This is a genomic window from Leisingera sp. NJS204, from assembly GCF_004123675.1.
Taxonomy (GTDB): domain Bacteria; phylum Pseudomonadota; class Alphaproteobacteria; order Rhodobacterales; family Rhodobacteraceae; genus Leisingera.
Window position 1 is genome coordinate 15731 of sequence record NZ_CP035420.1, and the last position, 13757, is coordinate 29487.

Below are 13757 nucleotides of genomic sequence, written 5' to 3' on the forward strand. Positions count from 1 at the left end.
CCGGTCTCAGGCCCGGTCTCAGGCCTGTTCTCTGGCCCAGTCTCAGTTCCGGTCTCAGTTCTGGCCGTTGAAACGGAGGCGGCTGGGGAGCGGGGGATAGTTTCGGCGTTGAGCAACGTCATCAATGAATCCGGCATCAAAGGGCTGGTTCAGATCGGCGCCGTCAAACGGCAGCGCGCCGACCCGGGTTTGCGGGAACCGGCCGTCGTCCAGCGGCGCGATGGCGGCGCTGGCGTTCTGCGCCTTGCGCGACAGCTGGCGGGTGATCCGCCGTGCCTCGGCATCCGTGGCCACCACCTGCGGCCGCAGGAGCACCAGCAGCACCCGCTGGTCGCCGGTGGCATTCTTGCCGCGGAACAGCCCGCCCAGCAGCGGCAGTTTCGACAGGCCCGGCACCCGCTGGTCAACCGCGCCCGAACCGTTCTCCAGCAAGCCCCCCAGCATGATCACCGCCCCGTCGCTGACCAGCGCAGTGGTCGACAGCGACCGCCGCGAGGTGATCTCGCCGCCCGAGGACGCGGTGGCATTGGTCAGGTTGGACACCTCCTGCTTGATCAGCAGCCGCACGGTGCGGTCGGCATTGATCTGCGGCGTGACATTCAGGGTCAGGCCGACATCCTGGCGCTCGATGGTCTGGAACGGGTTTTCCACCGCACTGCCGCTCACGGTGGAGAAGCTGCCGGTGACAAAAGGCACATTCTGCGCCACCACGATCTCGGCCTCCTGATTGTTCAGGGTCAGGATCGACGGCGTTGACAGCAGCCGGGTGGAATTCACCGTGGTAATGGCGGTGAGCAGCCCGGCAATGCCGTCGCCGTCCTTCAGCCGGGCGGCGCCGATGACGCCGGCGGCGCCAACCTCCGGCGCCGCGCCGCTGCGGGCGGTGGAAATCAAATTGATCAGGCTGCTGCGCCCCGGCAGGGTGAACTGCACCCCGCCCACCAGCGCATCATTCAGCACCGCGCCGAATTGCACCGACAGATCCGACAGCCCCTGCACCGACATCTCAAAGATCACCGCCTCCACCAGCACCTGGGTGGGGCGGCGGTCCAGATAGCGCACCATCTGCACGATCTCATCAATCCGGTCCTGCGGCGCCGAGACCAGCAGCGTATTGGTCTGCGGCTCGGGCACAATGCGGACCGGTGTGCGGCCTGTCGTGTCGCCGCTGTCATTCAGCGTGCGCATCACCACATCGGCAATCGCCGCCGCATCGGCATAGTTCAGCCCGATGCTGCGCGCCACCACCCGGTCGCGCTGGGTATCAAGCTCGGCAGCCAGCACCCGCACCCGGTGGCGCAGCGCCTCGGAGCCGGAGACCACCAGCGCATTGGAACGCCGGTCGACGCTGATCGCCGCATCCTCCGGCAGGATCTGCATCGCCTGCACCACCTGCATCACATCCGCCGCCGCCGCGTTCTGCAGCCGGATAATTTCAACCGGCGTCTGTTTGCGCGGCTTGTCCAGGCTTTCGATCAGCCGCGCGATCCGTTCCAGATTGGCCCTGCGGTCCGACAGGATCAGCCGGTTCGACCCCGGCACCGCCGTCATCACCGCCTCGGCCGGCAACAGCGGGCGCACCACCTCGATCACCTCCTGCAGCGGGATCTCGCGCACCGGGATCACCCGCGTCTCAAAGCCCCCCGGCAGCCCCGCGCCGCCGCCCGAAGCCAGCTCCCGCGCTGCATTCATCGGCACAATCCGGTCAGCCCCCGCCCCTTCGATGAGGGTCAGCCGGTTCAGCTCCAGCACCGCCAGGAACACCTCATACAGATCCTCCGGCGACATCTGGTCCGGTGCCAGCACCGTCACCGTGCCGCGCGCATTGCCGTCCAGCACAAAGCTGCGGCCGGTGGCCTCCGAGACAATCTCGACAAAATTGCGCAGATCCGCATCGCGCAGATCCAGCGTCACCTGCGCTGCCGCAGGCCCGCCGGGCCAGGCGGCCAGAAACAGCAGCAGCATCATCGCCCGCACAGAGGCCGCCCCCCGCAAAATCAGCCCTGCTGCGGCCTGCCGCATCTGTGCCTGGTATATCATTGGCCCGCTCTCTGGTTCTGCGCCGCCGCTATCCCGGCGGCCGCCCTGCCTGTTCTGGCGTACCATAAGGCAAGCAGCAGCGAAACACACAGGTTTCTATGCGTTTTGCGGCGGCAGGCCTGCCGCATCTCCACCGCTGCCGCAGCGTGCCGTTCCCTGCAGCCTGCACTTGCATCCGGCGGCAGGGAACGGCAAGCATACACTCATGAAAATCCTGTTTGTGCATCAGAACATGCCCGGCCAGTACCGGGAGCTTGCGCCCTGGCTGGCGGCGCAAGGCGGCCATGAAATTGTCTTCCTCACCCAGCGCAAGGACGTGCAGCTGAAGGGGATCAGAACCGTCACCTACAAACCCTTCCGCAGTCCCGCCAAGGATGCCTTCGGCCTTTCCAAGGACTGGGAGGCGGCAGCGGGCGCCGGTCTGGGCGCGGCGCTGGCGGCGCGGCAGCTGCGCGATGCGGGGTTCACCCCCGACATCATCCTCGGCCACACCGGCTGGGGCGAATTGCTGTTCATCAAGGACGCCTACCCGGATGTGCCCGTCATCGGATTTTTTGAGTATTTCTACCGAACCTCCGGCGGGCTGGTGGGTTTTGATCCGGAAAATCCGGCCAACGACCAGGCCTATTTCTTTGCCGAGGCCCGCAACACGGTGCCTTATGCCAGCATCGAACTGGTTGATCAGGGCCATGTGCCCACTGCCTGGCAGCGCGACCGCTTCCCGGCCAGTTTCCACGACCGGATGTATCTGTGCCATGACGGCATCCGCACCGACAAGCTGGGACCGGACCCGGAGGCCACGGTTGGCCTGGGGCGGCTGGAGCGCCCGCTCAGCCGCGAAGACGAGGTGGTGACATATATTGCCCGCAACATGGAGCGCGCCCGCGGCTTTCACGTCATGATGCGGGCGCTGCCGCGGATCCAGGCGCAGCGCCCCAATGCGCGGGTGCTGATGATCGGCGGCAATGACACCTCATATGGCGCCGAAAGCAAACACCCCGGCGGCCTGCGCGGCGAGATGGAGGACGAGCTGGGCGATAGCGTCGACTGGAGCCGGGTGCATTTCCTCGGCAAGGTTCCCTATGACGACCTCACCCGGATCATCCAGATCAGCCGCTGCCATATCTATCTGACGATGCCCTTTGTGCTCAGCTGGTCCTTGCTGGAATCGATGGCGATGCAGGCCACGGTGGTGGCGGCGGATGTCGACCCGGTGCGCGAGGCGATCACCCATGGCGAGACCGGCCTGCTGGTGGATTTCTTCTCGCCCGAAAAGCTCGCCGATCAGGTGGCGGACGTGCTGGCCAGCCCCGCGGATTATGCCCATATCGGCCCGGCGGCCCGCGCCCATGTGGTGGAGAAGTATGATTTTCTGACCCGCTGCCTGCCGGAGCATATCGCCCGGATCAATGCGCTCGTGCCGGAGGCACGGAGAATCAAGGTCTAGCCGGAGGCACGGAGAAGCAAACCTGTGCCGGAGGCACGGCAGATCAAAATCCAGCCGCAGGCCGGGCGCATAAAGCCTGAGCTGCAGGCGCAGACCATGAAACCGCAGCCGGAGGCATGAAAACAGGCTCTAATACGGCCGCTTCCGGCCTGCTTAGCCCAACCGGCGCGACTGAGCGGCCCCCAAGGCTTTTCGAAAAGTCTTGGCAAAAGTTTTTGAAAACTTTTGCGCCCGCCCGGGGCGGTGCCGCCTGCCGCCGTCAGTGGCGGCGCAGGTCCGGTGCCTGCGGCGGCAGTTTCTCCGAGGCCCAAAGTGCGGCCTGGGTGCGGTTCTTGGCGCCGATCTTGCGGAAACAGGTGCGCAGATGCACTTTCACCGTGGCCTCGCAGATGCCCAGCTCATTGGCGATGCTCTTGTTGGTGGCGCCCTCGGTGAGCTTGGCCAGGATCAGCTGTTCGCGGTCCGACAGGCCATGGCCGGTATCAGGCCCGCTATCAGGCCCGTTATTGAACCCGTTAGCGGACCCGTTGCGCCGCGGCTGCACCGTCATCCGGGCGGCAGCCTCTCCTGCTTCTGCCCCGGGCAGCACAATCCGGTAGCCGTCCTGCACCACCTGCAGCGCCGCAATCAGCGCATCGGCCGATTTGCGTTCCGGTATCACCGCCTCGGCATATTGGCTCAGCTCCGCCTGGACCTCAGGCGGGCATTGATCGCCGGTGATCAGGATCAGATAGGCCCCGCCTTTATGGGCGCGGAAGGCCCGCAGCTCCGCCTCCAGCGCCTCCCCGGCGCTATGGCTGTAGAACAGAACCAGGTCTTTTGCCGGCAGCGGCGGCAAATCCGCCAGGCTGCCGCAGCAGTGCCCGGTCTCATAGTCATGTGCTTCACAGATGGCCAGAAACATGTCCCTGAGAAGCCTGCTTTCCCCCACAATATGGACAGGCATCATTAAACTCCTTTACTCGTAACACCAGCCGGATCTTCATCCGGCCCCGTCCCTCCAGGAGCGCGCGTTTATGGCTGCCTGCCCCCGCAGACGGCCCTTATTGCGATGCGCTGCCGCTCCCTGGAACACAGTCCGCCCGCCTGCTGCCCACTTGGCCCCGGCGGCGCTGTGCGCCGCCGTTTCCGGATCGTGATAAAAACAGAACATGCCCGCAAAAAACCTCTTGGGCCGGGCTGCGCAGACGGGCGTCCAAACACTTCTGATGCGCATTGCTGTGGATAAACCCTAGCGAAACCAGCCGAATTTGTTAAGAAACTTCCCCTCCCGGTACAGTGCTTTCCGGCGGGGCCGTGGCGGCGGTGGCGGCGAAATCCGCCTTATAATCTTGTTTTTCCACAGCTTCTGCCAAAACCCCCTTACGCCATTGGCAGTGTCCCCAATGGGGAAACGATGTGTTTCCAAGGTAGAATTCACAATTTAAGAGAATTTTTTCCACAATCAAAACAACCCTTGGTTACTCGAATCGACCTCTTCCACCGCAAAAAGCTACCCCCTTGGTGGTATTCTGCAGCCGCCGCCCGGCCCTGCCCGCCATCGTTCCGGCCTTTGGCGTACCCCCTCTGCCCGGTTTGACACAGCGGCCGGCGTGCTACCTTCAGGACATTCATTATGTCATGCCGGGGGGCAACATGGTTATGTTGAGTGCGTCCGTTGCGCAAACGGGCAAGGTATTGTTTTCCAAGTCACTTCAAAGGCAAATCTCTTCTCTGGCACGGCTGGCCCTGGTGCAGCCGGGGCATCGCAGCGCCCCGGTTCTGACCAGCGCCGCAGGCCTGGGCGAACCCTGCCCGGACACCGCCGCGGCGGCGCTGCGGCGCCAGTTGCAGCCGGGGGCCGCCAACGGCTTCCGGCCCCGGCGCGCAGGCGGGCCCGCAGCCCAGGCCCTGGCGGCGCGGCTGCCGGACCCGGAGCTGGCGGCGGATCTCGCTGCGGGCCGCGGCTGGACCCTGTTTTCCTGCAGCTTTGAGGATGGCAGCGAGGATCTGATCGCGCTGAAACTGGAAGGCGGCCCGCATGACGCCCATTGCAGCGACATCCTGCAGGCGATCTGGCCGGTGCTGCGCGAGGACAGTCTGCGCGAGCTGGCGGGCGAGACCCAGGCGGCGGTGACCAGCGCGCTGCTGTGGACCATTTCCAAGAAAACCGACAGTGCGGTGCTGGTGCTGGATGGCGAAGGCACGCTGCTGCATTGCAATGAATCGGGGCGCGACATGCTGGATGGCGGTGCTCTGCTCAGCGACGGCAGCGGCCGCCTCAGCTGCGCCAGCCCGGGCGAGACCGCGGGGTTTTATGCGGCGGTGGCCGAATGCGCCCGCAGCCAGCGCGGCGGCGGCAGTTCAGGCCAGCACCCGCGCGAGCTGATCCTGTTCCTGGAGGAGCGCGACAGCGGCATGCGGCTGCCGGTGTCGCTGACCCGCTACCGCTGCGCCGGCGCCGACATGCCGCTGGTGGTGGCGATCCTGCCGCGCCAGCCCGACCGCACCCGGATCGAAATGCTGGCCCAGAAAATGGGGCTGTCGCCCTCCGAGGCGCGGGTGGCGGCGCTGATCCAGCTGGGGCTCAGCAACCGCGAGGCGGCGCATATCGCAGGCCTTAAGGAACAGACTTTCAACACCTATGCCAAGCGGGTGCTGGCCAAGCTGCAATCGGCGGGCCGCGCCGAGATGGCGCAGCGGCTGACCTGGCAGGCCTCATTGGGGAGAGCGTCATGAACAAGCTGACGCTTGACGCACCCGTGCAGGGGCCGCCCGCCCCGGCCGGCAGCCCCCGCCCCGCCGCCGCGCAGGAACAGGACCGGCCCGCAGCGCAACAGGCCGAACCGGAACAGGCCCCGGAACAGGCCAAAGCAGAGCAAGCCGGGCCGGACACTGCTGGCAAGCCGGCCCAGCCGCCGCGGCTGAGTGCGGCAGTGCTGGCACAGATTGCCGCCGCCCTGCGCCAGGGCGGGCCCGACGGCGCGCCGCTGGCCGCACAGGCGGATCTGGTGGCCCTGCACAAGCGCATCGCCGAGATGTTCACCACTTTGAACGAGGGGCTGGGCGCGCAAGCGGCGCAAAAGGCCGCCGCCGACCGCGCCGCGCTGAGCGCCCGTATCGACCAGCTGGAGGATGCGGTGAACCGGATGGAAGGCGCGCTCAGGATCGAGTTTGAACCGGTGCTGAAATCGGCGCTGGCCGAGGCGCTGGCACAAACGGCGCCGCAGCCGCGCCGCCGCTGGCGCGGGAGGCTGGCGGCAGCGCTTCTGGCGGCGGCGGCGCTGGCGGCCGGCGCCTGGTGGCACACACCGCTGCAAGAGGCCGCGGCAGCGGCGGCGCAGATCGTGGACGGCTGGCTGGGGGGCGCGTTGGGCGGCTGGCTGGAAATGATCGGCTAAATCACTGATTTAGTCCCCATTTGGGGGCATCGCAGAGCCTGGCTTTGCGCTGCAATACACTCAGAAGGCAGCATCACGCCTTTCCCGCGCCGCCGCTGCTGCAGCCGCAGCAGACCCGGCGCAGGGGCACTGACCCCGGGCAGCAGCTGCTGCCCTGCCCCGCATAGTTTTAATGAGGAGGACGTTTACCATGGGTATCAAAGACAGAACCCCCGACTGGGAAGTCTGCAATCCGGAATGCGACATCCGGTTCAGCGACAAGAAAACCGACCCGGACTACAATGACGGCACCACCGAAATCGGCGGCACCGACGGCAATGTGATCAACCTGAACGACCACGATGCCGGCGACAATGCCCGCGCCGGCGCCGGCGATGACGCGGTCTACGGCAATGAGCGCAACAACCGCATCGACGGCGAAAAAGGCCAGGACTATGTCGAAGGCCAGGATGGCGACGACCTGATCGAAGGCGGCACCGGCAATGACACCCTGTTCGGCGGCAATGCCGACGGCAAGGGCCATTACGTGCAGGTGATCACCGGCTATGAGACCAAGGTCAACCCGGACACTTGGGAAGAATACCAGGTGCCGATCTACGGCAAGAAATACATCGACGACGGCGACGACTGGATCGACGGTGAAGAAGGCTGGGATTACATCGACGGCGAAACCGGCAATGACACCCTGCTGGGCGGCGAGGACACCGACAGCGTCTTCGGCGGCAAGGGCGACGACCACATCTTCGGCGACGACGCCGATGGCAACTACAGCGCTTCCGACGGCGATGCCGGCGACTACCTTTACGGTGAGCTCGGCGACGATTGCATCGACGGCGAAGGCGGCGACGACTGGATGTGGGGCGACATGGGCCAGTCCGGCGAAACCGCCCAGGACGGCCATGACACCATGTACGGCCGCGACGGCGACGACCGGATGAACGGCCAGGGCGGCGACGACCGCATGTCAGGCGGCCTCGGCGACGACCTGGTGATCGGCGGCTCCGGCAACGACGAGATGTTCGGCGACGAACGCCAGTCGCAGAACGACGATCTTGATTTCGGCGCCGACAACGGCACCGGCAACAAGGACGAGCAGGTCGATGGCGACGACTGCATGCTGGGCGGTGACGGCAACGACACCATGGACGGCCAGGGCGGCGACGACACCATGTTCGGTGAAGACGACGACGACCTGATGCAGGGCGGCCGCGGCAATGACCTGATGGATGGCGGCGCAGGCCGCGATGACGTCAACGGCGGTGCCGGCCACGACACCATGCGCGGCGGCTCCAACAACGACGTGCTGGAAGGCGGCGCCCAGGGCGACCTGATTTTCGGCGACCGCGGCAAAAATCTCGGCGCCGATGTCAAAGGCTACAAGATCGACTGGGACTGCTGCGACGAGGACGAAGTGCCGACCCAGGCCTCGCAGGGCCATGAAGGCGACGGGCTGAAAGAAGTCGCTTCCCCGGAATGCTACACCCCGAGAGACGGCGGTGAAGACGGCAATGACCGCATCCGCGGCGGTTCCGGCAACGACACCATGTTCGGTGAAGGCGGCAATGACGTCATCGTCGGCGGCCGCGGTGCCGACTACGGCTATGGCGGCGACGGCAATGACCGTCTCTACGGCGGCAAGGGCGGCGATCTGCTGCACGGCAACGACGGCGACGACTGGGTCCTCGGTAATGCCGGCCATGACCGGCTTTATGGCGATGACGGCAATGACACCATCAAAGGCGGCGACGATTCCGACAAAGCCTGGGGCGGTGACGGCGACGACAAGATCTTTGGCGATAGCGGCGACGACTTCCTTTATGGCAATGACGGCGACGACAAGATCTATGGCGGCACCGGCAATGACGTGGCCCATGGCGGCGACGGCAATGACACCATCAAAGGCAACGACGGTGACGACTTCCTTGACGGCAATGACGGCAACGACAGGGTCATCGGCGGCTCCGGCAAGGATGTGCTGCAGGGCGGCGAGGGCAAAGACACCCTGGGCGGCGGAAGCGACCGTGACTGCCTCTTTGGCGAGAACGGCAACGATCTGCTCAATGGCGGCAAGGGGGCTGACTTCCTTGACGGCGGCGAGGGCGATGACCGGCTGTTCGGCGGCAAGGGCGATTACAACGACTTCCTGAAAGGCGGCGCTGGCGATGACGACCTGACCGGCGGCGACGGCAAGGATGTCTTTATCATCGACCTGACCTGGGATGGCGCTACCTTTGCCTCCATGGATGGCACCGACACCATCCACGACTTCGACATCGACCAGGACCACGACGTGCTTCTGTTCCGTGTCACCAATGTGGGCGGCGGCCTTGGCACCTCGGCGCAGGATGCCTTCGGCGCCCTGGACGGCGGCGGTGCCACCGTGACCGACGACGGTACCGACACCAGCATCAGCGCTGGCGGCGCCACGGTGAACATCCTCGGCCTGACCGGCAACGAGGCACCGTTCACCTCGCTGGGACAGGACGCCATCCCGATCGGCGGCGTCGGCATCAACGCGGTGACCACCGGTGATGCGGGCTCCTATGAAGCGATCCGGGTGCTGACCTCTGACACCGGCTTTGACGACAGCTACGACAACATTTGGGGTCCCACAGCCGTCTGAGCCTTAGGAACGGCGGATCCGGGGGCAACCCCGGGCCCGCCCAGCCCTGGTTCAGGACAGCGATTTGGTCCCCGGCCAAGGATTGCATCCTTGGACCAGGGCGCTGTTCTCCAGATTTTATAGCTTCAATTCGTGCAGCCGGGGGGCTACGACAATGAAGATAAGACGGGTATTTGATGGTCAGCGGGGCGTGCTTGCCGCCATTTTCACGGCAAGCATTTTTGTAAACCTCCTTGTCCTGACAGCGCCGCTTTATATGCTGCAACTGTTTGCCCGGGTCATGGCCTCGGGCAGCATTCCAACCTTGATTGCTTTGACCACCGGCGCAGCCATTGCGCTGGTGTTCTTTTTTCTCTTTGACATGATCCGCCAGCGCCTGGTGGCGCGGCTTGGCTCCCGGCTTGAGGCGCGGCTCAGCCCGCTGGTGCTGGACGGCATGATCAGCGGCCGGATGCCGCCTGCGCTGCGCACAGCTGAACCGATCCGCGACATTCAGGAGCTGCGCGGCTTTGTCACCAGCCCGGTGTTCCTGGCGCTCTTGGACGCGCCCTGGTCGGTGATTTTCCTGGCTCTGATCTTCATGTTCAGCCCGATCCTGGGCCTGGTGGCGCTGACCGGTATCGCGCTGCTGTTCATTCTGGGCCTGCTCAGCGAAGTAATGGCCCGCAAACCCTTGGAGGAGGCCGGCAAACAGGCCTCTGAGACCAATGCCGCAGTGGGTGAGATGATGGCCAATGCCGGCCTCATCCATGCCATGGGCAAGACCGCGCCGCTGATCAAGCGCTGGCAGCTCAAGGCGTTCTCGGCGCTGGTGTTCAACACCTTGGCCACCGACCGGATGGCGCTGATGACCTCGCTGGCCAAGGCGGTGCGGATGGGGCTGCAGATCGCGGTTCTGGGCACCGGCGTGGTGCTGGTGATCAACAACCAGCTGACACCGGGGCTGATGATTGCCTCCTCGATCCTCTTGGGCCGTGCCGCAGCACCGGTGGAACAGTCGATTGCCGGCTGGCGCGGCTTTCTGAAGGCACGCAGCGCGCATGGGCGGCTGAACATGTTCCTCGCCCATCTGGGCGCCGCGCCGGAACGGCTGACCCTGCCCGAACCCGAAGGCCGGCTGTCGGTGGAAAACGCCACCGTGGTGTTGCCGGGGCGGCCCGATCCGCTGCTTTTGGACATCACGCTGGAGCTGAAGCCGGGCCAGTCACTGGGCCTCATTGGCCCCTCGGGTGCCGGCAAGACCACATTGGCCCATGCGCTGGCAGGCTTGCAGCCGCTGGTGCGCGGCCATATCCGCATTGACGATGCCGCGCTCACCGATTGGGATCCGGCGCAGATCGGCCAGCATATCGGCTTCCTGCCGCAGCGGGTCGAGCTGTTCCAGGGCACGGTGGCGGAAAACATCGCCCTCCTCGACCCTGCGGCCAGGCCGTCGGATGTGGTGGCAGCGGCCAAGCTGGCGCAGGTGCACGGGATGATCCTGTCCCTGCCCGGCGGCTACAACGCCGAGGTCGGCCCGCGCGGCGAGTTCCTGTCGGCAGGCCAGCGCCAGCGCATCGGTCTTGCGCGCGCCTTTTTCGGCGACCGCAAGCTGATCATCCTGGATGAGCCGAACGCCAATCTCGACCCCGAGGGCGAAGAGGCGCTGGCCGCCGCCATTGAGGAAGCCTGCGCCCGCGGCGCCGCGGTGGTCGCGGTGACCCACCGGCTCAGCCTGCTGCGCCGGGTCAGCCATGCCGCACTGCTGCAAGAGGGCCGCATCGCCCGCTTCGGCGAGGCCCGTCATGTGATCGAGGCAGCAGCCCAGCCGCTGGCCCGCGCCCAGGCCGCCCAGGCCCAGGACGACCCTAAGATCGCCCCCTTCCGCCACCGCAACGCCCAAGACGGCCCGGAAAAGGGGGAAGACGGCCCGCAAAGTGGCCAGCAAAATAAAGGAACAAGCGCATGAGCCTGGTGGAACATGAAGACCGCAGCCCGGCACCGCAGCCCGGCAGCGGCGCTGCCCCAAGCGGGTTCCGCGACCTGATGCCGGCCGGCAGCCGCCAGGATGTGCCGCTGCCGCAGCGCCCGCCGACCCGGGTGCGGCGGCTGGTGCTGTGGATGGCGGTTTGCGGCTTCGGGCTGTTCGGCGGGCTGGTGTTCTGGGCCGCCAAGGCAGAGCTGACCAGCGCGGTGGTGGCCTCCGGCGCCTTCAACGTGGCCGGCGACCGGCTGGCGGTGCAGCATCTGGAGGGCGGCATTCTGCGCGAACTGAATGTGGCCGAGGGCACCCGGGTGGCCAAGGGCCAGGTGGTGGCCCGGCTTGACGGCCGCCGCATCCAGGCGCAGCTGGCGATCCTGAACGGCCAGCTGGCCAGCCTCTTGGCGCAGCAGGCGCGGCTGCAGGCGGAACGCGCAGGCCGTGATATGCTGCAGCCGGGACCGGAGCTGGCCCGGCTCACCGCCCAGGCGCCGGAACTGGCGCAGCTGGTGGCGCTGCAGCAGGATCTGCTCACCTCCAACCGGGCGCTGTACCAGGGCCAGATGGACATCCTTGCGGGCCGCGTCAGCCAGCTTGAGGATCAGCTGGGGGGCCGCGATGCCCGCATCCGCGCCACCGAAGAACAGCTGGCGCTGGTGCAGGGCGAGCTGGCCGATCTGACTGCGCTGTTTGAAAAAGGCCTGGTGCCGAAGACCCGCATCGGCCAGCGGCAGATGCAGCAAAGCGGCCTTCTGGGCACCCTTGGCGCGCTGGAAAGCGACCGCGGCAATGTTCTGGAGCGGATCGGCGAGACCGAAGAGCGGCGGCTGCAGGCCGGGCGCGACCGGACCGCGCGGCTGGCGGCGCAAAGCCAGGACGTGCAGGAGCAGCTGCTGGACCTGCGCCAGCGCCTGGACGCCGCAAGGGACGTGGCCGAGCGCCAGATCATCCGCGCGCCGCGCGATGGCCGGGTGGTGGGGCTTTCCATCAACACCCTGGGCCAGGTGGTTGATCCCGGCCAGACCATCCTGGAGCTGATGCCCGAGGATGCCGGCCTCCTGGTGGAAACCCGGGTGGCGGTGGCGGATATCGACGAGGTCTCGATGGGCAGCCAGGCACGGGTGCAATTGACCGCCTACAGCTTCCGCAGCACGCCGCCGGTCAGCGGCGAAGTGGTCATGGTGGCGGCGGGCAGCAGCACCGACCGGGCCACTGGCGAATCCTACTACCCGGTGCATATCCGCATTGCCGAGGCGGATCTGGCCGCCCTGCCCAATGTGAAGGCCCTGCCCGGCATGCCGGCCCAGGCGATGATCGAAACCGGCCGCCAGACGCTGGCCGATTACCTGATCAGCCCGGTGCTCTCCAGCATGTCGCAGGCCTTGAAAGAAGGCAGCGGCTAGCGCCGCGCCGCAAGAACGGAAGGCCGCGGCCCCGGGGGGAGGCCCGCAGCCTGTCCGGGCCCGCTTCAGCCGCCAAGGCTGAGGCGGGCCTGTTAATGTTTGCCGCCTGCCCCGTTTCTTCCTGCCCCGGCTCTTCATGCTCCGGCCCCGGTTCCCGGCGCCGCGCTCTGCGGCCTCCCCCGGACAGATACCCTGACCCATGGGGGCCGGGGATACCCCTCCGCACCCCGCGCCTATCCTTTGGTGCAGCCGGCAACCGGCTCCCCCCATGCTAGAAAAGGGTCAACGCAAACACGCACCGCCCCGGCCCCCCCGGACGCACCGCAAGGAGACAAGCCCATGACCCTGATCAGCACCCTCACCGGCCTCATCGCAAGCCTGGCAGCCGTGGCCGCAGGTTTCCTCCTGGGTCTGCCGCTGCTGATCCTGGCCATTCTCTACCCGGTGGCCGGCGTGATGGGCTGCATCGCCAGCCAATGGGCGCTGGAACAGCGCGAGCGCCTGGCAGCCGCCGGCCCGCAGCTGTCCTATTACAGCCCCCAGGCCTACTTCGGATAACCCGCGCGCCCCGATGCACCGTCCCGGCCGGACCCGCCCTCCCCCCGGGCGGGACCCGGTTGGGACCGGCCTGCCGCTCCCCCGGTTTCAGGTTTCCCCTCCCCCTCCTCCGCTGAGGCCCGGAACCGGGGGTCGCGCTGCCGCAGTTTTTGCAAGCCCGCATCCCGCAAACACCCCGCCGGAAATAAGACCGATCCGGACAAAATGTTTCGCGCGCGAAACATTTGGTCAATCATGCTGACCTATATGATAGCGGCATATTCCGCCTTTCCACGGAAAGGCGAAGGCCTGCGGCGCGGGTATTGAAGACCAGAAAGAAGCGGCAGGGACAGCAAAGCCGGCCTGC

General features: G+C 66.4%; 9 protein-coding genes. 7 read left to right on the top strand and 2 right to left on the bottom strand.

Annotated features, from left to right (window positions below):
* Nucleotides 1-54 precede the first annotated feature (54 nt).
* Complete coding sequence (locus tag ETW24_RS22045; RefSeq protein ID WP_237455121.1) at nucleotides 55-2040, bottom strand: secretin N-terminal domain-containing protein; 1986 nt, start codon at nucleotides 2038-2040, stop codon at nucleotides 55-57.
* Between the two features lie 205 nt (nucleotides 2041-2245).
* On the opposite strand from ETW24_RS22045, the gene ETW24_RS22050 reads away from it, so the two are divergent.
* Nucleotides 2246-3487: a glycosyltransferase family 4 protein gene (locus tag ETW24_RS22050; RefSeq protein WP_129373243.1), complete on the top strand. Its 1242-nt coding sequence runs from the start codon at nucleotides 2246-2248 to the stop codon at nucleotides 3485-3487.
* Between the two features lie 259 nt (nucleotides 3488-3746).
* Here the strand turns inward: ETW24_RS22050 and ETW24_RS22055 are convergent, their stop codons facing one another.
* Nucleotides 3747-4433 (bottom strand): response regulator transcription factor, encoded by a 687-nt coding sequence (locus tag ETW24_RS22055; protein WP_164982808.1) that lies wholly within the window; start codon nucleotides 4431-4433, stop codon nucleotides 3747-3749.
* A gap of 689 nt (nucleotides 4434-5122) precedes the next feature.
* Between ETW24_RS22055 and ETW24_RS22060 the strand changes: the two genes are divergently transcribed.
* From ETW24_RS22060 to ETW24_RS22085, 6 genes are all read left to right on the top strand, one after another.
* Complete coding sequence (locus tag ETW24_RS22060; protein WP_129373244.1) at nucleotides 5123-6205, top strand: helix-turn-helix transcriptional regulator; 1083 nt, start codon at nucleotides 5123-5125, stop codon at nucleotides 6203-6205.
* Complete coding sequence (locus ETW24_RS22065) at nucleotides 6202-6867, top strand: hypothetical protein (protein WP_129373245.1); 666 nt, start codon at nucleotides 6202-6204, stop codon at nucleotides 6865-6867. The genes ETW24_RS22060 and ETW24_RS22065 overlap by 4 nt, the downstream gene beginning before the upstream one ends.
* 190 nt (nucleotides 6868-7057) lie before the next feature.
* Entirely contained in the window at nucleotides 7058-9490 is a 2433-nt protein-coding gene (locus tag ETW24_RS22070) for a calcium-binding protein (protein ID WP_129373246.1), read from the top strand.
* 154 nt (nucleotides 9491-9644) lie between these two features.
* Nucleotides 9645-11438 (top strand): type I secretion system permease/ATPase, encoded by a 1794-nt coding sequence (locus tag ETW24_RS22075; protein ID WP_129373247.1) that lies wholly within the window; start codon nucleotides 9645-9647, stop codon nucleotides 11436-11438.
* Nucleotides 11435-12853, top strand: coding sequence for an HlyD family type I secretion periplasmic adaptor subunit (locus tag ETW24_RS22080; RefSeq protein WP_129373248.1), 1419 nt, complete (start codon nucleotides 11435-11437; stop codon nucleotides 12851-12853). The genes ETW24_RS22075 and ETW24_RS22080 overlap by 4 nt, the downstream gene beginning before the upstream one ends.
* A gap of 339 nt (nucleotides 12854-13192) precedes the next feature.
* The gene (locus tag ETW24_RS22085) at nucleotides 13193-13411 is read left to right on the top strand and encodes a hypothetical protein (protein WP_129373249.1); all 219 of its coding nucleotides are present in this window, start codon (nucleotides 13193-13195) and stop codon (nucleotides 13409-13411) included.
* The last annotated feature ends 346 nt before the right edge of the window (nucleotides 13412-13757 follow it).